Source organism: Microbacterium sp. 1S1 (genome assembly GCF_008271365.1).
Lineage (GTDB): Bacteria > Actinomycetota > Actinomycetes > Actinomycetales > Microbacteriaceae > Microbacterium.
In genome coordinates, this window is sequence record NZ_CP043430.1 from 3149585 (window position 1) to 3170926 (window position 21342).

At 66.5% G+C, this 21342-nt stretch carries 15 protein-coding genes and 3 rRNA genes; 2 read left to right on the forward strand and 16 right to left on the reverse strand.

Features of this window, described 5'->3' with window-relative positions; genetic code table 11:
• Window positions 1–27: 27 nt before the first annotated feature.
• The 12 genes from xerD to FY549_RS15280 all read right to left on the reverse strand — a co-directional run bounded on the left by xerD (window position 28) and on the right by FY549_RS15280 (window position 15086).
• On the reverse strand, window positions 28–930 hold the full coding sequence (gene xerD, locus FY549_RS15225; RefSeq protein WP_149085727.1) for a site-specific tyrosine recombinase XerD: 903 nt from the start codon (window positions 928–930) through the stop codon (window positions 28–30).
• A 2-nt stretch (window positions 931–932) separates the two neighbouring features.
• A complete protein-coding gene (locus FY549_RS15230; protein ID WP_149085728.1) occupies window positions 933–1529 on the reverse strand; it encodes an NUDIX domain-containing protein in 597 nt (198 codons plus the stop codon).
• Window positions 1522–3216: a CTP synthase gene (locus tag FY549_RS15235; protein WP_149085729.1), complete on the reverse strand. Its 1695-nt coding sequence runs from the start codon at window positions 3214–3216 to the stop codon at window positions 1522–1524. The genes FY549_RS15230 and FY549_RS15235 overlap by 8 nt, the downstream gene beginning before the upstream one ends.
• A gap of 26 nt (window positions 3217–3242) precedes the next feature.
• Window positions 3243–4925, reverse strand: a complete 1683-nt coding sequence (recN, locus tag FY549_RS15240; RefSeq protein ID WP_149085730.1) for a DNA repair protein RecN — start codon at window positions 4923–4925, stop codon at window positions 3243–3245.
• The gene (locus tag FY549_RS15245; protein WP_149085731.1) at window positions 4922–5842 is read right to left on the reverse strand and encodes an NAD kinase; all 921 of its coding nucleotides are present in this window, start codon (window positions 5840–5842) and stop codon (window positions 4922–4924) included. Before FY549_RS15245 ends, recN begins: the two co-directional genes overlap by 4 nt.
• Entirely contained in the window at window positions 5839–6636 is a 798-nt protein-coding gene (locus tag FY549_RS15250) for a TlyA family RNA methyltransferase (protein ID WP_149085732.1), read from the reverse strand. Before FY549_RS15250 ends, FY549_RS15245 begins: the two co-directional genes overlap by 4 nt.
• On the reverse strand, window positions 6633–6812 hold the full coding sequence (locus FY549_RS15255; protein ID WP_149085733.1) for a hypothetical protein: 180 nt from the start codon (window positions 6810–6812) through the stop codon (window positions 6633–6635). Before FY549_RS15255 ends, FY549_RS15250 begins: the two co-directional genes overlap by 4 nt.
• 49 nt (window positions 6813–6861) lie before the next feature.
• Window positions 6862–7902 carry an HAD-IIA family hydrolase gene (locus FY549_RS15260; protein ID WP_149085734.1) on the reverse strand — a complete coding sequence of 347 codons (1041 nt, stop codon included), beginning with the start codon at window positions 7900–7902 and terminating at the stop codon, window positions 6862–6864.
• On the reverse strand, window positions 7903–9741 hold the full coding sequence (locus tag FY549_RS16815; protein ID WP_262380999.1) for a primosomal protein: 1839 nt from the start codon (window positions 9739–9741) through the stop codon (window positions 7903–7905).
• 74 nt (window positions 9742–9815) lie between these two features.
• A 5S ribosomal RNA gene (rrf, locus tag FY549_RS15270) occupies window positions 9816–9932 on the reverse strand.
• Window positions 9933–10043: 111 nt separating this feature from the next.
• Window positions 10044–13147 (reverse strand): 23S ribosomal RNA (locus tag FY549_RS15275).
• Between the two features lie 412 nt (window positions 13148–13559).
• Window positions 13560–15086 (reverse strand): 16S ribosomal RNA (locus FY549_RS15280).
• The 16S, 23S and 5S rRNA genes sit together here, the layout of an rRNA operon.
• A 588-nt stretch (window positions 15087–15674) precedes the next feature.
• Here FY549_RS15280 and FY549_RS15285 point away from each other — a divergent pair.
• The gene (locus tag FY549_RS15285; RefSeq protein ID WP_149085735.1) at window positions 15675–17012 is read left to right on the forward strand and encodes a CoA transferase; all 1338 of its coding nucleotides are present in this window, start codon (window positions 15675–15677) and stop codon (window positions 17010–17012) included.
• 9 nt (window positions 17013–17021) lie between these two features.
• Here the strand turns inward: FY549_RS15285 and FY549_RS15290 are convergent, their stop codons facing one another.
• The 4 genes from FY549_RS15290 to FY549_RS15305 are packed head-to-tail and all read right to left on the reverse strand — an operon-like array spanning window position 17022 to window position 20666.
• Window positions 17022–17834, reverse strand: a complete 813-nt coding sequence (locus FY549_RS15290) for a DUF4184 family protein (protein ID WP_149085736.1) — start codon at window positions 17832–17834, stop codon at window positions 17022–17024.
• Window positions 17835–17846: 12 nt separating this feature from the next.
• A complete protein-coding gene (tyrS, locus tag FY549_RS15295; protein ID WP_149085737.1) occupies window positions 17847–19148 on the reverse strand; it encodes a tyrosine--tRNA ligase in 1302 nt (433 codons plus the stop codon).
• A gap of 52 nt (window positions 19149–19200) precedes the next feature.
• Window positions 19201–20025, reverse strand: a complete 825-nt coding sequence (locus FY549_RS15300; RefSeq protein ID WP_149085738.1) for a hypothetical protein — start codon at window positions 20023–20025, stop codon at window positions 19201–19203.
• Window positions 20022–20666, reverse strand: coding sequence for a SatD family protein (locus FY549_RS15305; RefSeq protein WP_149085739.1), 645 nt, complete (start codon window positions 20664–20666; stop codon window positions 20022–20024). The genes FY549_RS15300 and FY549_RS15305 overlap by 4 nt, the downstream gene beginning before the upstream one ends.
• A 59-nt stretch (window positions 20667–20725) precedes the next feature.
• Between FY549_RS15305 and FY549_RS15310 the strand changes: the two genes are divergently transcribed.
• Window positions 20726–21310: a DUF1349 domain-containing protein gene (locus tag FY549_RS15310; RefSeq protein WP_149085740.1), complete on the forward strand. Its 585-nt coding sequence runs from the start codon at window positions 20726–20728 to the stop codon at window positions 21308–21310.
• Window positions 21311–21342: the final 32 nt, after the last annotated feature.

Below are 21342 nucleotides of genomic sequence, written 5' to 3' on the forward strand. Positions count from 1 at the left end.
CCGCACCAGCCGGGTATCTGCTCGCGATCAGCGTGCCCGAGGATGCGAGGTCGCGTAGATGTCGCGCAAGGCGTCCACCGAGACGTGAGTGTAGATCTGCGTCGTCGCGACCGAGGAGTGTCCCAGTAGCTCCTGCACCACGCGCACATCGGCACCGCCCTGCAGGAGATGGGTCGCGAACGAATGCCGCAGCGTGTGCGGGGAGACCTCGGCAGTGAGCTGCGCACGGTCGGCGGCGGAACGGATCACCAGCCAGGCGCTCTGCCGGGAGAGCGGGGCGCCGCGTGCACCGAGGAAGAGCCGGGCCGACGCACGTCCCTTCGCCGCGAGGTCGGGACGGACGCGCGTGAGATACGCGTCGACGGCGGCACGGGCGTACGACCCGACCGGGACGATGCGCTCCTTCGACCCTTTGCCCCGGAGGCGCAGCACCTCGCCGTGCGCCATGTCGTCCACGTCGAGACCGACGGCCTCCGACACCCGGGCGCCGGTCGCGTAGAGGAGCTCCAGCAGCGCCCGATCGCGGATGCCGAGGGGTTCCTCCGCCGACGGTGCCGCGAGCAGCCGCTCCACCTGGTCGATCGTGAGGGCTTTCGGCAGTCGGCGCGGGGTCTTCGGCGGGCGGAGCCGTCCGGTCGGATCGTCCGCCTCGATGCCCTCTCTGGCGAGGAAGCGATGCCACCCGCGCACCGAGGATTGCAGGCGCGCGAGACTCGTCGCTGCCGGGGCCGGCTCCGCCGACGCGCGGTCCGCGATGAACCGGTCGACGACCGCGGACGTGACGTCCGCGGTGTCGGAGATGCCCTCCGCCTCCAGCCACTCGCGGTAGAACTCGAGGTCGCGACGATAGGCGGCGATCGTATGGGCGCTGAGTCCGCGCTCGATCGTCACGTGACGCAGGTACGCGTCGAGGGCGCGCTCGAGCAGCATCCTCAGCCCCGGTCGCGCAGCCTCTGCGCCGCGGCCAGCACGCCGATGGAGAGGATGCCGTTGCGAAGACGCCCCTCCATCACCCCGTCGACCGCCTCGGTCAGCGGCACCCAGGCGAGGCGGATGTCCGCCTCCTCGTCCTCGCGGTCGTGCGCGGTCTCGGCAGCGGAGAGCCCGGTCGCGAGGAACACCCGGATCAGCTCGTCGTTGCCGCCCGGCGTCGTCCACGACGACACCAGCGGCTCCCAGTGCGCGGCGACGAGGTCGGCCTCCTCCGCCAGCTCGCGGCGGGCGGCTGCCATCGGCTCCTCCCCCTCGATGTCGAGGAGGCCGGCCGGCAGCTCCCAGTCCCGGTGGCGGATGGGGTGGCGGTACTGCTGGATGAGCAGCACCCGCCCCTCGTCGTCCAGCGCGAGGACCGCGACAGCGCCGGGGTGCGCGACGTACTGCCGAACGATCTCGCCGTCGCCGTACCGCACACGGTCGGAACGCACGTCCCAGACGTAGCCTTCGTACACGAGGTCGCTGCTCACGACCTCCGGCTCGAAGGGTTCATCGCGCAGCGACTCGTCCACCGCCGGTGCCTCCGACTCACTCATCGACGGGCACGTCGAACAGCTCGCTCGCGCGGTGGCGGGCGATGGCCGCGCCGACGAGCCCGCGGAACAGCGGGTGCGGATCGGTCGGACGCGAACGCAGCTCCGGGTGCGCCTGGGTGGCGATGTAGTACGGGTGCACGTCGCGCGGCAGCTCGACGAACTCGACGAGGTCCAGCTCCGGGTTGAGGCCCGAGAACACCAGACCCGCCTCCGACAGGCGATCGCGGTAGGCGTTGTTCACCTCGTAGCGGTGGCGGTGACGCTCGGACACCTCTGCGGCGCCGTAGACCTCGCGGGCCAGCGAGCCCTCGGCGAGAGCCGCCTGGTAGAGGCCGAGACGCATGGTGCCGCCCAAGTCGCCGCCGTCGAGGATCTCGATCTGCTCGGCCATCGTCGCGATGACGGGCTCCGCGGTGTCCGGGTCGAACTCGCTGGACGAGGCTCCCGCGATCCCGGCCACGTCGCGGGCGTACTCGATGACCATGCACTGCAGCCCCAGGCAGAGGCCGAGGGTCGGGATGCCCTGCTCACGCGCGAACTTCAGCGCGCCCAGCTTCCCCTCGATGCCGCGGATGCCGAAGCCACCGGGCACGCAAATGCCGTCCAGCTCCGCGAGCTGCTCCTGCGCGCCCTCGGGCGTCTCGCAGAGGTCGGACGGGATCCAGCGGATGTTGACCTTGGTCTCCTGTGCAAAGCCGCCCGCCTTGAGGGCCTCCGTCACGGACAGGTAGGCATCGGGCAGGTCGATGTACTTGCCGACGAGACCGATGGTGACCTCGTGCTTGGGGTTGTGCACCGCGTGCAGCACCTTGCTCCAGCGCGTCCAGTCGACGTCGGCCGCCTTCTGGTCGAGGCCGAGGCGGCGCACGATGTAGGAATCCAGACCCTGCTCGTTGAGAGTGGAGGGGATGTCGTAGATGCTCGGCAGGTCGACGGTGTTGATGACGCCCTCGACGTCGACGTCGCACATGAGGGCGATCTTGTTGCGGTTGCTCGCACTCACGGGACGGTCGCTGCGGAGCACCAGGGCGTCGGGCTGGATGCCGACCTGGCGGAGGGCCGCGACGGAGTGCTGGGTCGGCTTGGTCTTCTGCTCGCCGGAGGCGCCCATGAACGGCACCAGCGAGACGTGCACGAAGAACACGTTGTCGCGGCCGAGCTCGTGGCGCAGTTGGCGAGCGGACTCGAGGAAGGGCTGCGACTCGATGTCACCGACGGTGCCGCCCACCTCCGTGATGATCACGTCGGGACGCGGGTCCTCCGTCGCCTGCAGCCGCATGCGTCGCTTGATCTCGTCGGTGATGTGCGGGATGACCTGCACCGTGTCGCCGAGGTACTCGCCGCGACGCTCGCGCGCGATCACCTGCGAGTAGATCTGGCCGGTGGTGACGTTGGCCGCCTCGGACAGGTTGATGTCGAGGAAGCGCTCGTAGTGTCCGATGTCGAGGTCGGTCTCCGCGCCGTCGTCGGTGACGAAGACCTCACCGTGCTGGAACGGGTTCATGGTGCCCGGATCGACGTTCAGATACGGGTCGAGCTTCTGCATGACCACGCGCAGTCCGCGGGCGGTCAGGAGGTTGCCCAGGCTGGCCGCGGTGAGCCCCTTGCCCAAAGACGAAACGACACCACCAGTCACGAAGATGTGCTTGGTCGTGTCGTTCTTGGGCCCCGCAGAAGAAGAGTTCATCACGGGCTTCTATCCTAACAGTTCGTTCAGACGCCGAGGCTGAGAAGCTCACGGGCGTGGGTGAGTGCGGCATCGGAGTCCGCGAGTCCGGAGAGCAGGCGAGCCATCTCGGCCTCGCGCTCCTCCCCGTCAAGCCGCCGCACGCTGGAGGCGGTGACGGCGCCGTCGTGCGATTTCACGACGGTGAGGTGGTTGTTCGCGAAGGCGGCCACCTGCGCGAGATGGGTGACGGCGATCACCTGCGACTTCTCGGCGAGTCGGGCGAGTCGCCGGCCGACCTCGATGGCCGCGGCGCCGCCGATGCCCGCGTCGACCTCGTCGAAGACGAAGGTCGGCACCGGATCGGTCGCCGCGATCACCACTTCGATCGCGAGCATCACCCGAGACAGCTCACCCCCGGAAGCCCCCTTGGCGACGGAGCGGGGTTCGGCACCGGGATGCGGGGCGAGCAGGATGGCGACGTCGTCGCGTCCGTGCGTGCTCTCGGCGCCCGGAGACACGGAGACGTCGAGGCGCGCATCCGGCATGGCCAACGCGTGCAGCTCAGTGGTCACGGCCTCGCCGAGCCGGACGGCCGCCTCGCTCCGGGCAGCGGTGAGGGCGTCGGCGCGGGCGTCGAGTTCCGTCCTGGCCGCGTCGCGCTCGGCGGTGAGACGTTCCAGACGCTCCCCGTCGTCGTCGAGTTCGGCCAGCCGCGCGGATCCGGTCTGCCACAGCGCCAGGGCCTCCGCCAGCGAGCCGTGCTGACGGATGAGGACGCCGAGCGCGGCCCGGCGCTCCTCGACGGCGGCCAGCTCGTGCGGACCGGACTCGTCGAGGTCGGCGAGGAAGCCGGAGAGCACGCCGGCGGCGTCGGCAATGCGGTAGCCGATGTCTGCCAGGGTCTCCGCGACCTCCGCGAGCTTCGGGTCGGACACGCGCTCGATCGCTCGGCGCGCTTCTGCGACCAGCGCCGAGGCATCGGGCTCGCCCTCCTCGTTCGAGAGGGCTCCGTGGGCCAAGGCGGCGGCGACGCGGAGTTCCTCCGCGTTCGCGAGGCGCTCGGCACGAGCCGTCAGCTCCTCGTCCTCGCCCTCCTCGGGGGCGGTCGCCTCGATCAGGGCGAGGTCCTCCCGCAGCCGGGCGGCCTCCTCGGCACGCCGGTCACGGTTCGCGGTGATGTCGATGATCTCGGCGTCGAGCGTTCGCCAGCGCTCGAACGCGGCCTGGTACTCCTCCAGCGCCCGGGCGATCGGTTCGCCGCCGAAGCGGTCGAGGGCGTCGCGCTGCGCGGCGGCCGAGCGCAGCCGCAGCTGCTCGGACTGTCCGTGCACGACGATGAGCTCGTCCGCGAGCGAGGACAGCACCCCAGCCGGCGCGGCCCGCCCGCCGACGCTCGCGCGACTGCGGCCCTCGGCGCTGAGGGTGCGCGAGACGTACAGTTCGGCCGTCCCGGCTCCGGCCGGCTCCAGCTCTCCCCCGGCCTCGGCCACGATGTCGGCGACCTCGCCGGTCTCCGGCACGATCCACACGCCCGCGACGGACGCCTGCGCCGCGCCCTTGCGCACCGCGCCGGAGTCGGCACGCTGCCCGAGGAGCAGCCCGAGCCCGGTGACGACCATCGTCTTGCCCGCGCCGGTCTCCCCGGTGATGGCCGTGAAACCGGGACCGAGCGGCAGGACGGCATCGGCGATCACGCCGAGCCCCTGCATGCGCATCTCCTCGATCATGCCTCGCTCCTCCGCTCCTGTCCGCGCCATCCCTCGACGGGGAGCTGGAACTTGCGCACGAGACGATTCGTGAACGCGGTGGGGTGAAGTCGCGCGAGCCGGACCGGTCGCGAGGAACGCCGCACGACGACGCGAGCCCCCGGCGGGAGGTCGTGCGAACGGCGACCGTCGCACCAGAGGATGCCGGAGCCGTCGGTCCGCTCCAGCATCTCGATCGCCACCGCCGCGTCGGGGCTGACGACGAGGGGCTTCGCGAAGAGGGCGTGGGCCGACAGCGGGACGACCGCGATGGCCTCCACGGTGGGCCAGATCACCGGGCCGCCGGCGGAGAAGTTGTAGGCGGTCGAGCCCGTCGGGGTCGAGATGACCATGCCGTCGCAGCCGAAGCTCGACAGCGGCCGCCCATCGATCTCGAGCACCACCTCGATCATGCGCTCCCGGCTCGCCTTCTCGACGGTGGCCTCGTTCAGGGCCCAGGTCTCGAAGACGACGTCGCCTGAGGCATCCTTCACGCGCACCGACAGCGCCAGGCGCTCCTCGACTTCGTAGTCACGGGCGATGACGCGTCGCATCGCGTCGTCCATGTCGTCACGGTCGATCTCGGCGAGGAAGCCGACGTGCCCCATGTTGATGCCGAGCACCGGAGCGCCGCTGTCGCGGACGAGTTCCGCCGCGCGCAGGATCGTACCGTCGCCGCCGAGGACGATCGCGAGTTCGAGGGATGCCGAACCGGCGGAGACATCCAGCACCTCGACGTCCGCGAAGAACGGGTCGACCGCGGTGAGCTCGGCGTGGTCGTCGGCCGCCAGCACGGGACGCACTCCCGCACCCCGGAGGGCATCGATCACCCGACGGGCGGCCGCGACGGTGTCGACGCGGCCCGCGTGGGCGACGACCAGGATCCTGCGCTCGTTCATCGTCCCCCTGCCAGCCGGTTGATGGTGTCCATCCATTCTGTCGGATTGCTGCCGCCGCCCGGCACGAGGTGGACGAGATACTCCGCATTGCCGTGGGTTCCCAGGATCGGGGAAGGAAGGATCCCCGACATCCCCAACCCCGCGTCCCATGCGCTCCACACCACGCGGGCCACGGCGTCGGCCCGGGTCGCGGGGTCGGTCACGAGACCGCCGCGCACGGCCGTCCGGCCGACCTCGAACTGCGGTTTGACGAGCAGCAGCACGTCGGCCCCCGGGGCGGCCACGGCGACCACTGCGGGGAGCACGAGTTCGAGCGAGATGAAGGAGAGATCACCCACCACGAGATCGGGAGCCGAGGACTCGCCCGTCGCCTCCGTCACGATCTCCGGCGACATGTACCGGACGTTGAATCCCTCGACGGCGGTGACGCCGGGATCCGCTGCGATCGACGGCGCGAGCTGACCGTGACCCACATCCACCGCGAGCACGCGCCGAGCGCCGCGCTCCCGGAGCACCTGGGTGAAGCCCCCGGTGGAAGCGCCCATGTCGAGAGCGAGTCGGCCCTTCACCGGGACGTCGAAGCCGTCGAGGCCGGCGATGAGCTTGTGCGCGGCGCGGCTGACGTAGTGGTCGGCGCCGTCGACCGTGATCGTGCTGCCCTCATCGACCGGAGTCGAGGCTTTGACGACCGGGCGGCCGTCGACACTCACAAGCCCCTCGGCGATGAGGGTGGCAGCGTGGGTGCGCGAACGGGCGAGTCCTCGGGACGCGAGGGCGGCGTCGAGTCGCGTCATCGTGATCCCGGGGTCTCCCGCTGGTCGTGCCGGGAGCCGCTCTCGAGACGACGCGAGAGTTCATCGTGCAGGGCGGAGTACGCCTCGGCCCGCGCGGTGAGCGGCTGACCCTCGATCAGGCGCAGGCGGCTCCACAGGCCATCCGTCGGCGCGCTGGTCGTCGTCTCGTCGCTCACCCTTCCACTGTACGCGGCGCCGCCGACGGAAGACGGCGCCACGCGTGGCTCACGGACGGTGGAACGGGTCCGCGTACAGCCGCTCCGGAACGCGGAGGACGAACACCGGGGTGCCCGAAGCCCAGATGGCCGCGGCGCCGGCACGGAGGAGGTCGAGCTGCTCGCCCGATTCCGCCAGGATCTCGACGTCGGCGCCATGGACGCGGACGGCGGCACCGTTCACGTCGAAGATGCCGTCGGTGACGATCGGCTGCGGGTAGGTCTCGTGCAGCCCGCGCAGATCGCCGAGGATGTACGTCGGTCGGGAGCCCTCCGGAGCGGCGAGGACGTGCTTCGGCCGATCGATTCCGGTGAGCACCAGCGCGGAGTCGATGCCCGCACGGCTGGCACCCATGATGTCGGTGTCGAGACGGTCGCCGATGAACAGCGCCTTCGCGGCACCGAAGCGAGCCAGCGCCTCCTCGAAGATCGGGGTCTCCGGCTTGCCGGCGACCGTCGCCAGTCGACCGATCGCGGTATGCACAGCCGAGACGAGGGTGCCGTTGCCGGGCGCGACACCCCGCTCGCGCGGGATCGTCCAGTCCGTGTTCGTGGCGATCCAGGGTATTCCGCCCTCGTCCTCGGGGACCTTGAGGGCGAACGCCGCTTCGGCGAGGTCCGTCCAGGCCACCTCGGGCGCGAAACCCTGTACCACCGCCTGCGGCGCGTCTTCCGCGCTGCGCGTGACGGTGTAGCCGGCCTTCTGCACCTCGTCGACGAGGCCGTCGCCGCCGACCACGAGGATGGTCGCGGGCGCGGGGACGATCCCGGAGAGCAGTCGCATCGCGGCCTGCGGGCTGGTGACGACGTCTCGCGGGGCGACCTCGAGCCCGAGGCTCGTGAGGTGCGCGGCCACGGACGCGTCGGTGCGGGAGGCGTTGTTCGTGATGTAGCCGAGCCGCACCGCGTGAGCCGCCGCGTTCAGACTTTCCACCGCGTGAGGCAGAGCACCGGGTCCTGAGTAGACGACGCCGTCGAGGTCGGCGAGGACGGTGTCCACACCGTCGAGCGGCGTACGGCCCGACGGGCGCTTCCGTGTGAAAAGACCCACCTACGCCTCCGGCTTGTCGGATGCGGACGGCGCGTCGTCCTCCGTCTCGTCCTCGCCGAGCAGCTCGCGCACCTCGTCCTCGATGGACGGCTCCACGGGCTCAGAGGTTCCGTCGAGGTCAGCGGGTGCCGCGACGTCAGGCGCATCCTCATCAGAAGAAGCACCCTCATCAGAAGAAGCACCCTCATCAGAAGAAGCACCCTCATCAGAAGAAGCACCCTCATCAGAAGAAGCACCCTCGTCAGAAGAAGCACCCTCATCAGAAGAAGCACCCTCATCAGAAGAAGCACCCTCGTCAGAAGAAGCACCCTCGTTGAGCTCGTCTTCGATCAGGCCGTCCTCGACGTAGATCTCCTCGTCACCGGCTTCGTCGATACCGAGCGCCTCGGCGGCGACCTCGGCGCGGTGCGCCCAGAACTCCGCCTCGTCCGTCCGCCCCAGGTCTTCCAGAACGGCAGCCCGCGCCGCGAACAGCGCAGGACTCCACTCGAAGGCCCGGTCGGGGTCGAGCTCCGGAATCTCGAGCTCCCCGAGCGCCAACTCCAGATCGCCCTGGTCGAGCCGCGCGCCGGACATCGCGATGGCGAGGGCCACCCGTACCGGCGTGGGGAGAGCCGAGCGGTCGACAGCCCGGCCGGTCTCGAGGGCGCGGTCGGGGCGTCCGATGCCGCGCTCACTGTCGACCATGAGGGCGATCTGGTCGTCCTTGCCGGAGATCCGGCGGTAGGTGCGCAGCTCGCGGAGTGCGAGCGCGAAGTCGCCCGTCGCATAGGCGGTGATGCCGAGGGTCTCCCGAACGATCGCGATACGGCCGGCCCGGCGGGAGGCCGCCAGCGCGTGCTCGTGGGCCAGGGCCGGGTCCTCCTCGATCAGCCGGGACGCCATGGCCAGGTGCCGCGCGACAAACTCAGCGTTCTCCTTGCTCAGCGTCTTCAGCTCATTGCGCGCGGAAGCATGCAGATCACGCGCCGTGACCTCGTCGGGGACGCGAGGCTCGTCGAACCGCGGCCGCTCGTTCGCCGCATTCGCCGGACGCTCACGCCCGGCGCCGCCACGCTGCGGGAAGGACCGGGACCGGTCACTCCCCCGCTCTCGATCGAAGCCGCCTTCCCGTCGCGGTGCGGAGTCACGGTTGTACCCGCCCTCGCGACGCGGGGCGCCACCATCACGGTTGTACCCGCCTTCACGACGCGGAGCCCCGCCACGGTTGAAGCCGCCGTCACGACGCGGCGCACCACCATCACGGTTGTACCCGCCCTCGCGACGCGGAGCACCACCATCACGGTTGTACCCGCCCTCGCGACGCGGAGCACCACCATCACGGTTGTACCCGCCCTCGCGACGCGGAGCGCCTGAGTCACGGTTGTACCCGCCCTCGCGACGCGGGGCACCGGAGTCACGACGCGGAGCACCACCATCACGGTTGTACCCGCCCTCGCGACGCGGAGCACCACCATCACGGTTGTAGCCCTCACGACGCGGCGCACCACCATCGCGGTTGTACCCGCCCTCACGACGCGGCGCACCGGAGTCACGGTTGAACCCGCCTTCGCGACGCGGGGCACCGGAGTCACGACGCGGAGCACCATCGCGGTTGTACCCGCCCTCACGACGCGGCGCACCGGAGTCACGGTTGAACCCGCCTTCGCGACGCGGGGCACCGGAGTCACGACGCGGAGCACCGTCACGGTTGAAACCGCCCTCGCGACGCGGACTGCGGTCACCGGAGCCGGCACGAGAAGCGCCGTCGCGGTACACGGGGCGACCTCCGGAAGGACGTTCGTTGCGCTGCTTCCTGTCGTCATTGCGACGTGGACGGCGCTCTTCCTCTTCCGGCATGGTGCTCCCTGTTCTCTTCGCTCGTAAACGCAAAATGGCCACCCAACGATGGGTGGCCATTTTGACTAAAAGGAGTCCGGCGGTGTCCTACTCTCCCACAGGGTCCCCCCTGCAGTACCATCGGCGCTGTGAGGCTTAGCTTCCGGGTTCGGAATGTGACCGGGCGTTTCCCTCACGCTATGGCCGCCGAAACACTATTGATGTTTCAATCAAACCTAAAGCAATGATGAATCATTGTTGAAGGTAGTTCTCGACCGTACATCGAGAACCACTCAGTGGACGCAAGCACCAACAAACGGTGTGTTATCAAGTCATCGGCTTATTAGTACCAGTCAGCTGCACACGTTACCGTGCTTCCACATCTGGCCTATCAACCCAGTAGTCTGGCTGGGAGCCTCTCACCCGAAGGTATGGAAGTCTCATCTTGAGGCCGGCTTCCCGCTTAGATGCTTTCAGCGGTTATCCATCCCGAACGTAGCTAATCAGCGGTGCTCCTGGCGGAACAACTGACACACCAGAGGTTCGTCCAACCCGGTCCTCTCGTACTAGGGTCAGATCCTCTCAAACTTCCTACGCGCGCAGCGGATAGGGACCGAACTGTCTCACGACGTTCTAAACCCAGCTCGCGTACCGCTTTAATGGGCGAACAGCCCAACCCTTGGGACCTACTCCAGCCCCAGGATGCGACGAGCCGACATCGAGGTGCCAAACCATGCCGTCGATATGGACTCTTGGGCAAGATCAGCCTGTTATCCCCGAGGTACCTTTTATCCGTTGAGCGACAGCGCTTCCACAAGCCACTGCCGGATCACTAGTCCCGACTTTCGTCCCTGCTCGACCTGTCAGTCTCACAGTCAAGCTCCCTTGTGCACTTACACTCGCCACCTGATTGCCAACCAGGTTGAGGGAACCTTTGGGCGCCTCCGTTACTTTTTGGGAGGCAACCGCCCCAGTTAAACTACCCACCAGGCACTGTCCCTGAACCGGATTACGGTTCGAAGTTAGATATCCAGAGTGACCAGAGTGGTATTTCAACAATGACTCCACGGTAACTGGCGTCACCGCTTCAAAGTCTCCCACCTATCCTACACAAGCCACACCGAACACCAATACCAAGCTGTAGTAAAGGTCACGGGGTCTTTCCGTCCTGCTGCGCGTAACGAGCATCTTTACTCGTAATGCAATTTCGCCGAGTTCGCGGTTGAGACAGTTGGGAAGTCGTTACGCCATTCGTGCAGGTCGGAACTTACCCGACAAGGAATTTCGCTACCTTAGGATGGTTATAGTTACCACCGCCGTTTACTGGGGCTTAAATTCTCAGCTTCGCCTTGCGGCTAACCGGTCCTCTTAACCTTCCAGCACCGGGCAGGCGTCAGTCCGTATACATCGTCTTGCGACTTGGCACGGACCTGTGTTTTTAGTAAACAGTCGCTACCCACTAGTCTCTGCGGCCTCCAAACGCTTTCGGAGCAAGTCCTAATACGTCGAAGGCCCCCCTTCTCCCGAAGTTACGGGGGCATTTTGCCGAGTTCCTTAACCACGATTCTCTCGATCTCCTTGGTATTCTCTACCTGACCACCTGAGTCGGTTTGGGGTACGGGCAGCTAGAACCTCGCGTCGATGCTTTTCTCGGCAGCATAGGATCATCCACTTTTTTTATCCGCATCGTGTCTCAGCCTGTATGAGTCGCGGATTTGCCTACGACTCGGCCTACGCACTTGCACCAGGACAACCATCGCCTGGCTTGGACTACCTTCCTGCGTCACACCTGTTAATACGCTAACCGCACCAGCATGGGGTCACGTGCTCCCCTCCACGGTGTCACCCGAAGGCAACGATGTGAAGGCTCGGACGTTTAGCACCACTGGATTAGCTTGGGCGGTTCTTCGCCGGTACGGGAATATCAACCCGTTGTCCATCGACTACGCCTGTCGGCCTCGCCTTAGGTCCCGACTTACCCAGGGAAGATTAGCTTGACCCTGGAACCCTTGGTCTTTCGGAGGACGTGTTTCTACACGTCATTCGCTACTCATGCCTGCATTCTCACTCGTGTAGCCTCCACGGCTGGTTTCCACCGCCGCTTCGCTGGCCACACGACGCTCTCCTACCCATCAACACGGCTGGACCACGAAGGCCTACCAATAATGTCAATGCCACAACTTCGGTGGCGTGCTTGAGCCCCGTTACATTGTCGGCGCGGAATCACTTGACCAGTGAGCTATTACGCACTCTTTCAAGGGTGGCTGCTTCTAAGCCAACCTCCTGGTTGTCAGAGCAACTCCACATCCTTTCCCACTTAGCACGCGCTTTGGGACCTTAGTTGGTGGTCTGGGTTGTTTCCCTCTCGACTATGAAGCTTATCCCCCACAGTCTCACTGCTGCGCTCTCACTTACCGGCATTCGGAGTTTGGCTGACGTCAGTAACCTTGTAGGGCCCATCGGCCATCCAGTAGCTCTACCTCCGGCAAGAAACACGCAACGCTGCACCTAAATGCATTTCGGAGAGAACCAGCTATCACGAAGTTTGATTGGCCTTTCACCCCTATCCACAGCTCATCCCCTCAGTTTTCAACCTAAGTGGGTTCGGTCCTCCACGACGTCTTACCGTCGCTTCAACCTGGCCATGGATAGATCACTTCGCTTCGGGTCTAGGACATGCGACTGAATCGCCCTATTCAGACTCGCTTTCGCTACGGCTACCCCACACGGGTTAACCTCGCCACATATCGCTAACTCGCAGGCTCATTCTTCAAAAGGCACGCTGTCACACCTACCAGGGGTGCTCCAACGGTTTGTAAGCAAACGGTTTCAGGTACTATTTCACTCCCCTCCCGGGGTACTTTTCACCTTTCCCTCACGGTACTTGTCCGCTATCGGTCATCTGGGAGTATTTAGGCTTATCAGGTGGTCCTGACAGATTCACACGGGATTTCACGGGCCCCGTGCTACTTGGGATACTCTCCACGCCAGAACACGCATTTCGACTACGGGGTTGGCACCCTCTATGACCGGCCTTTCAAGACCGTTCGTCTATACGCTTCTGTAACGTCGCCAGCTCGGCAGAACTGACTGGTGAGTCCCACAACCCCGAATATGCAACTCCTGCCGGATATCACACACACTCGGTTTAGCCTGATCCGGTTTCGCTCGCCACTACTAACGGAATCGCGGTTGCTTTCTCTTCCTGTGGGTACTGAGATGTTTCACTTCCCCACGTTCCCTCTACCCGCCCTATATATTCAGGCGGGAGTCACTAGGTCGGCACGCCGCCCAGCGGGGTTTCCCCATTCGGACACCCTCGGATCAAAACTTGCTTATCAGTTCCCCGAGGCTTATCGCAGATTGCTACGTCCTTCTTCGGCTCCAGATGCCAAGGCATCCACCGTTTGCTCTTAAAGACTTGAAATCACATGAGTTTGAATCAAAAACCCGACCAGTCCGAAGACTGAATCAGAAATTGACTAATGATCTTTAAGATCATCTTGCGCAACCAATCCGAAGATCAGTTGCAAGATGCTCGCGTCCACTGTGTAGTTCTCAAAGTACGGGCGGAACCCCCATCCACCTGCCCCCAACAGGGACAAACAGAAAGAGGTCCAGAGGTTCAGACCAGATCCCGAAAGATCCGCATCCGGTCCCTCAGGACCCAACAGCGTGCCGGCACCGAAACCCATCCCCCCAACGTTCCTGCAGCAAGCTGCGTACTAATCAGAGAAACAATCTCGATTCCATGTCAAATGTTCCACCCATGAGCTCCCAGCGAAGAACGTGCGCCTTCGATCTGGGTTCTGGACGCCGAAGCGTCAGATGCTCCTTAGAAAGGAGGTGATCCAGCCGCACCTTCCGGTACGGCTACCTTGTTACGACTTAGTCCTAATTACCGATCCCACCTTCGACGGCTCCCTCCACAAGGGTTAGGCCACCGGCTTCAGGTGTTACCGACTTTCATGACTTGACGGGCGGTGTGTACAAGACCCGGGAACGTATTCACCGCAGCGTTGCTGATCTGCGATTACTAGCGACTCCGACTTCATGAGGTCGAGTTGCAGACCTCAATCCGAACTGGGACCGGCTTTTTGGGATTCGCTCCACCTCACGGTATTGCAGCCCTTTGTACCGGCCATTGTAGCATGCGTGAAGCCCAAGACATAAGGGGCATGATGATTTGACGTCATCCCCACCTTCCTCCGAGTTGACCCCGGCAGTATCCCATGAGTTCCCACCATTACGTGCTGGCAACATAGAACGAGGGTTGCGCTCGTTGCGGGACTTAACCCAACATCTCACGACACGAGCTGACGACAACCATGCACCACCTGTTTACGAGTGTCCAAAGAGTTGACCATTTCTGGCCCGTTCTCGTATATGTCAAGCCTTGGTAAGGTTCTTCGCGTTGCATCGAATTAATCCGCATGCTCCGCCGCTTGTGCGGGTCCCCGTCAATTCCTTTGAGTTTTAGCCTTGCGGCCGTACTCCCCAGGCGGGGAACTTAATGCGTTAGCTGCGTCACGGAATCCGTGGAATGGACCCCACAACTAGTTCCCAACGTTTACGGGGTGGACTACCAGGGTATCTAAGCCTGTTTGCTCCCCACCCTTTCGCTCCTCAGCGTCAGTTACGGCCCAGAGATCTGCCTTCGCCATCGGTGTTCCTCCTGATATCTGCGCATTCCACCGCTACACCAGGAATTCCAATCTCCCCTACCGCACTCTAGTCTGCCCGTACCCACTGCAGGCCCGAGGTTGAGCCTCGGGATTTCACAGCAGACGCGACAAACCGCCTACGAGCTCTTTACGCCCAATAATTCCGGATAACGCTTGCGCCCTACGTATTACCGCGGCTGCTGGCACGTAGTTAGCCGGCGCTTTTTTTCTGCAGGTACCGTCACTTTCGCTTCTTCCCTGCTAAAAGAGGTTTACAACCCGAAGGCCGTCATCCCTCACGCGGCGTTGCTGCATCAGGCTTGCGCCCATTGTGCAATATTCCCCACTGCTGCCTCCCGTAGGAGTCTGGGCCGTGTCTCAGTCCCAGTGTGGCCGGTCACCCTCTCAGGCCGGCTACCCGTCGACGCCTTGGTGAGCCATTACCTCACCAACAAGCTGATAGGCCGCGAGCCCATCCCCAACCGAAAAATCTTTCCAAACGCAGACCATGCGGTCACGTCACATATCCAGTATTAGACGCCGTTTCCAGCGCTTATCCCAGAGTCAGGGGCAGGTTGCTCACGTGTTACTCACCCGTTCGCCACTGATCCCACAGAGCAAGCTCCGTGTTCACCGTTCGACTTGCATGTGTTAAGCACGCCGCCAGCGTTCATCCTGAGCCAGGATCAAACTCTCCGTAAAAAGAAATTGCATACGAACCGGGGAAAAACCGGAACGCAGCGAGTTTGATGCTGACCAAAGAGATAAATCATTGCTGACTATCCGTTGCCAACCCCACAAGGAGGTTGGTCTTTGATCCAAAGGAATCTCATCCAACCGAAGCTGAATCGAGGTTATTTGGCATTTGACAAGTGCACGCTGTTGAGTTCTCAAGGATCGGATGCTCCCACGACCCAGCCATCACAACCAGGCCCGCAGGGCAACTTCTCTATCTTAGCCATCCCGACCCGCTTGTCAAATCGGCGCGCCGTGCGGATTGAATCCGCCGCGCAGCCGGTGACAGCCGCAGAAGGGGTGGATCTCCCATCCTAGACGCAAGCGCCTAATCTCTCAAGTGAGACTGGATCGGGAGTGGTTCTCCGCTTGAGGGGGGTGAAGCTCTGGGCTTCTCCGCTTCCCTGTGGGGCGAACAAGTAATAAGTTACGTGGATTCCCGGGGTCTGGCAAATCGGGCGCACACCCCCGGGCGTGTCGGCCCTGCTCGTTCGCCGTATTCTCCCGGGTCAGCCCTGGTTTCCGGTCGTGTCGACGGCGGAGTAGCATCGCGCCATGGCTTCCGCTCCCTCCTCCGCGGCCGCGGAACTGCTCGCCCGTGTGTGGCGCGAGATCGGTGGTGACGAGGCGCGTCTCCCCTCGGCCGCGGCGGTCCGTGCTCTGGGAACGGTCCCCCTCCCGTCGCGGACCGCGACCGCCGACCTCGCACTCGCCAGCGTTCTCGCGGCGACCATCGCGGCGGGCATCGATCCCGCCCGTGTCGACCTCGACCGGGTGGCCACGGCCTACCGGAGCGACAGGCATCTGCGGGTGGACGGGGCTCCCCCGCCGGTGTGGGCGCCGCTGTCCGGTTTCTGGGAGAGCGCCGACGGGTGGATCCGGACGCACGGCAACTATCCGCACCACGCTCGCGCGCTCCGCACCGCGCTCGGTCTGGACGACACGGTCACGCCGGAGGTCGTCGCCCGCGCGGTCAAGGCCCTGCCCACCGTGGAGGCGGTGACACGGATCTCTCGCTCCGGCGGTCTCGCCGTCGCCGTCCGCCCCGAGAACCGGGGAGCGGACGACGCTCTGCGGCGTTCGCCGCTCGTCGACGTCGTGGTCCCGGAAGAGGCAGAAGCACGACGGCGACGGCTCCAGCGGACCACGACGCGCGACCCATCCGCGGGCGCTCCCCTCGACGGCGTCCGGATCCTCGACCTCACACGCGTCATCGCGGGGCCGGTCTGCACCAGGACGCTCGCTCTCCTCGGGGCGGACGTCCTCCGGGTCGACCCGCCGCATCTCCCCGAGCTTCCGTGGCAGCATCTCGACACCGGACACGGTAAGCGCACCACAGTGCTCCATGCCCACGCACGCGAGCTGCGTGAACTGGTCGAGAGCGCCGATGCGATCGTGCTCGGCTATCGGCCCGCCGCTCTGGAGCGCCTCGGCCTCTCCCCCGACGCGCTCGTCGAACGATATCCGGGTCTGCTGGTCGCACAGCTCAGTGCCTGGGGGACGGATCAGCCGGAGCGCGCCGGCTTCGACAGCCTCGTCCAAGCGGAGAGCGGCATCGCACTGATCGAGGGAGACGGTGGCCGGCCAGGTACTCTTCCGGCCCAGGCTCTCGATCACAGCGCCGGGTACCTCCTGGCCGCCGCCCTCACCCAGCTCCTGCGCCGGCGCGACGGACGCTCCGTCGTCGTGCGGACCTCGCTCCGGAGAGTCGCCGCCGAGTTGCTGGGCATGCCTCGGACGGCTGACGCGCCGGTGCTTCCCGAGGTCGACGCATCGGCCCACATCGCCCGCTTCGACGTCGACGGGATCCCGCTCGTGACGGCGGCACCGGCGATCCCCGGTGCGATGTTCGCGTCGCCTCACGTCTGGGGCTCGGACGCCCCGCGCTGGTAAGCCCCGGAATCAGGCGACGGAACGCGGCCGACGCACGGCCAGCACGACACACAGGATCAGGGTGAGGACGCCCCACACCGCACACGCGGGCGGCAGCACCCGATAGGCGAGGTGCTGCACCGTGAAGTCCGCGGACAGCGGCCCGAACGCGAGCAGCCCGCCGACCCACGCGGCGATGAGGATCACCGGGAGCGACGCCCACCAGGCGATCCGCAGCGCGGCCGGAAGGCTTCCCGGTGCGTCCGACCGTGGTGTCGCGCGGCGCAGCCACAGCGCGGCCCAGATCGCCAGTCCCAGCAGTCCCAGCGCACTCGACCCGTACTGGAGCCACTTGTAGCCGTCGAACGGGCCCCACCCGTCCGCAAGCGCGGGCAGCAGCTCGACACCCCACCGCGACTCGTGCGTGAAGGCATCCCAGAAGATGTGCGAGAGGACGCCCAGCATCGTTGAGAACACGAGCAGGAAGGGGTAGAGCGGGCGCCACGCCGCGTACCGCGGTCGATCATCCCGGCTCAGTGCCTCGGTCACCGCGCGCAGTCCGCGGACACCCCACCCGGCGGGAAGCCGGACGGCGACCCACGTCGGCAGCAGCTCGGGCGCGGCCGGGCGCAGCAGCACCCGCCAGAGCAGGAAGAGCACGAGGGCGAGCAGCGTCGTCCACACGAGGTTGAGCGGATCGTGCAGGAAGCCGTAATCGAGCCCGACATTGCGCAGGAACAGCGAGATGTCGGGCGTCATCGCTCCGATCGCGATCGCGGCAGGCACGAGCGGCGTCCGCACGAACGGCAGAGCGACGATCGCATGGCTCGGAGTGAACGGCATGCGCAGCCCGGGTCAGCCCAGGAACACGCCGGCGAGGGTCTTCTTGCCGCGACGCAAGACCGACACCCCTCCCGGGAGGGTGCCCCGCACGGTCGCGGTATCGTCCTCCACCCGTTCGCCGTCGAGCGAAACGCCGCCCTGGGCGATGGCGCGCCGCGCCTCCGACAGGCTGGAGACCAGTCCGGTCGCGACGAGGGCGTCGACGACGGGAGTGCCGGGGGCGACCGTGGCATGCGGGAGTTCGTCGAGCGCCGTGCGCAGCGTCGCCGCGTCGAGCGTCGTCAGATCGCCCTGCCCGAACAACGCCTCGGACGCCGCGATCACCGCCGCCGTCGCCTCGGCGCCATGCACCGTCGCGACGACCTCGAGCGCGAGGCGCTTCTGTGCGGCGCGGCGGAACGGCTCGGTCGCGACGAGCTCGGCGTACTCCTCGATCTCGGCCCTGGTCAGGAACGTGAACACCTTGAGGCGCTCGATCACGTCGGCATCGGCCGTGCTGAGCCAGAACTGGTAGAACGCGTACGGGCTCGTGAGCTCCGCATCGATCCAGATCGCGTTGCCCTCGCTCTTGCCGAACTTGGTGCCATCGCTGTTGGTGATCAGCGGCGTGCCGATCGCATGCACCGAGACCCCCTCCACGCGGTGGATGAGGTCCGTTCCGCTGGTGAGGTTGCCCCATTGGTCGGAGCCACCCGTCTGCAGCACGCAGTCGTACTGACGGTAGAGCTCCAGGAAGTCGAGGCCCTGGAGGATCTGGTAGCTGAACTCGGTGTAGCTGATGCCCGCATCGGAGTTCAGGCGCGCGGCCACCGCGTCCTTCTTCAGCATGGTGCCGACGCGGTAGTGCTTGCCGATCTCGCGCAGGAAGTCGATGGCGGACAGGGGCGCCGTCCAGTCGAGGTTGTTCACCATGCGGGCCGCGTTCTCGCCCTCGAAGCTGAGGTAGCGCTCGACCTGGCCGCGCAGCCGGTCGACCCACTCCGCGACGGTCTCGCGGGTGTTGAGCGTACGCTCGGCGGTCGGCCGCGGGTCGCCGATCAGCCCCGTGGAGCCGCCGACGAGACCGAGCGGCTTGTGCCCCGCGAGCTGGAGGCGGCGGAGCAGCAGCAGCTGGACGAGGTGCCCGAGGTGGAGGCTCGGTGCCGTCGGGTCGAAGCCGCAGTAATACGTGACGGGGTCTCCCGCGAGCAGGGCGCGCAGCGCCTCCTGGTCGGTGGACACGTGGACGAGGCCACGCCACACGATCTCATCCCACACGTTCTCGAACGTGGGGTCGATCGCCTGCGGCGCGGTCGTCAGAGGCGGAGTTGACACGCGCTCCAGGCTAGCAGCGCGCGACCGTCGCCCTGCGTCGTCCGAGAAGCGGTCAGCTGTGGGCGGCCCACCACACCAGGAACGCGGCCCCGAGTCCGATGACCCAGCTCACCAGGCTGCCGACCAGGAAGTACTCGGCTCTCGCCCCCGTCTCCCCGTCGCGGGAGATCTCCGGGAACCGGACGATGCCCTTGGCGGCAAGCATCGCGGCGAGGACCGGGTAGGCGGCGGCCAGCGTGAGGATCATCACGAGGACGCGTTCGAGGGGGCCGATCAGGCGGCCCCCTTTGAATCCGTGGCGCGGATCGGCGGGGACCACGGCGGACGACGGAGGAGCCGCGGTTCCAGACCCTGCGGCGACGGCCGGCGTCGCCGGCGAAGCGACGGCCGGCGTCGCCGGCGAAGCGGCGACCGGCGCGATGGGCTCCGAGACGTCCGCGGGGCGCCACGTGTGCTCGCCGTCGAGCGCCGCCCGCACGACGAGATTGGCAGATTCGAGCAGGAAGACGCCGGCGCCGAGCGCGAGGACGGCGAGGTCGAACGACACCTCGCCGAAGGGCGAGCGCAGCGTCCAGAGCTCGCCGATGAGACCGGCCCCGTTCCTCGGCCCCGTCCAGACCACGGCTCCGATGCTGAGGGCGGCGAGCGCGACGGCCGGCCAGAACCCAGCCCGCGACGGGCCTTCGTCCGGCATGCTCCAGGCCCACAGCGCTCCGGCACCGATGCCGACGAGCGCCGGCAGCAGCGCGTCTCCGCCGATGCCGAGGAGGATGACGGCGGCGAGGGCCACGACGTAGCCGATCCAGCGCCGCGGCGCGAACTGCCGGACGAGGTCGGTCGCACCGACGGCGAGGAGGACGAAGCCCGCGAGGATCATGCGGCCTCCCCTCGGAGCGCGGCCACGCCCTCGATCAGGGCGGCGGCCCCGGCATTGCGCAGCGACTTGGACACGCTGGGCTGCGAGATGCCCTCCTGCGCCGCGAGCTCCTGCTGGGACCGGCCGAGGAGACGCCCGTAGGTGAGGTGGCGCTCGCGCTCGCTCATCGCCCCCACGATCTCGTCGCGTGCGAGGACATAGGCGTTGGACGCGGCGATCACGGTCTCCATGACCTCATCCTGACCCGGAGCCCCGACAATCCAGGTGCGCGTGCGCGGCACGGCGCGCTGTTCCCGGGCATGTACCGTCTCGATCGCGGCGCGCGCGGCGTACCAGCCGGGTCCGTCTGCGAGCTCGCCGTGCACCGACGCCACCGCGCGGACCTCGCCGACGCCGAGACCGAAGCGGAAGGCGAGCCCCTCCGGGAGCCGGAGTTGCACCATGAGGAGCGAGAGGAGCGCGTCAGGAAGGGAGCGGTAGACGCCCTGCTGCTCGTCCCCTACCGTGGGCGTGAGCGGTTGGACCGCCAGCGCGCGGTCCCGTTCCACCTGGGCGATGGTCTCGTCCAAGGCACGCTGCGCAGCACTGCGGTCCCCGAGTTCTCGGGAGCCCACGATGTCGGCGATCACGGCGATGACCATGAGATAACCGTAACATGAATATCGACAATTTATGCCTAATACGGCTATAGATGGGAAATATGCCTGATACACGCATGATCCGCTGGGGCGAAGGCACCTGGACCCACGCCCCCGCCGAGATCCGGATCGACGGACACCTCGACGTCACCGCCGTCGAAGGCAGCGACGCCTGGCGTCACACCGCCTACGGCTTCGTCCATGACTCGGAGCACGCCTTGCTCGCTCCCCTCGCCGTCGGGGACGCGGTCGAGGTCGCCTTCCGCGCTCCGTGGGAAGGCCAGTTCGACCAGGCGGGTCTCTTCGTGCGCGCCGACGATGAGCACTGGGTCAAGGCGGGCGTCGAATTCGCCGATGGCCACCTCGGCCTCGGCGCCGTCGTGACCGCGGGACGCTCGGACTGGTCGATCGGCTACGTCGACGACTGGCGCGAGAGCGAGATCACCGTCCGCGCCAGCCGCTGGGCGGATGCGATCATCGTTCGGGCGCGCGCCGACGCGGGACCGTGGCGCTTGGTGCGGGTCGCCCCCTTCGACGGCGACGCGGTGGCTTCCGCCGGACCGTTCCTGGCATCGCCGACCCGCGCTGGCCTCACCGTCCGGTTCACCCGGTGGGAACGGTCGGCCGCCGACCGCGATCTGCACTGACGCGCTCCCGGGTCCGCCGAGCGCGGCGACGC

What these genes read in the sequence shown, in the direction of transcription:
- xerD (WP_149085727.1), bottom strand. Translation starts at nt 930, where the DNA reads ATGCTGCTCGAGCGCGCCCTCGACGCGTACCTGCGTCACGTGACGATC.
- FY549_RS15230 (WP_149085728.1), bottom strand. Translation starts at nt 1,529, where the DNA reads ATGAGTGAGTCGGAGGCACCGGCGGTGGACGAGTCGCTGCGCGATGAA.
- FY549_RS15235 (WP_149085729.1), bottom strand. Translation starts at nt 3,216, where the DNA reads ATGAACTCTTCTTCTGCGGGGCCCAAGAACGACACGACCAAGCACATC.
- recN (WP_149085730.1), bottom strand. Translation starts at nt 4,925, where the DNA reads ATGATCGAGGAGATGCGCATGCAGGGGCTCGGCGTGATCGCCGATGCC.
- FY549_RS15245 (WP_149085731.1), bottom strand. Translation starts at nt 5,842, where the DNA reads ATGAACGAGCGCAGGATCCTGGTCGTCGCCCACGCGGGCCGCGTCGAC.
- FY549_RS15250 (WP_149085732.1), bottom strand. Translation starts at nt 6,636, where the DNA reads ATGACGCGACTCGACGCCGCCCTCGCGTCCCGAGGACTCGCCCGTTCG.
- FY549_RS16815 (WP_262380999.1), bottom strand. Translation starts at nt 9,741, where the DNA reads ATGCCGGAAGAGGAAGAGCGCCGTCCACGTCGCAATGACGACAGGAAG.
- FY549_RS15285 (WP_149085735.1), top strand. Translation starts at nt 15,675, where the DNA reads ATGGCTTCCGCTCCCTCCTCCGCGGCCGCGGAACTGCTCGCCCGTGTG.
- FY549_RS15290 (WP_149085736.1), bottom strand. Translation starts at nt 17,834, where the DNA reads ATGCCGTTCACTCCGAGCCATGCGATCGTCGCTCTGCCGTTCGTGCGG.
- FY549_RS15300 (WP_149085738.1), bottom strand. Translation starts at nt 20,025, where the DNA reads ATGATCCTCGCGGGCTTCGTCCTCCTCGCCGTCGGTGCGACCGACCTC.
- FY549_RS15305 (WP_149085739.1), bottom strand. Translation starts at nt 20,666, where the DNA reads ATGGTCATCGCCGTGATCGCCGACATCGTGGGCTCCCGAGAACTCGGG.
- FY549_RS15310 (WP_149085740.1), top strand. Translation starts at nt 20,726, where the DNA reads ATGCCTGATACACGCATGATCCGCTGGGGCGAAGGCACCTGGACCCAC.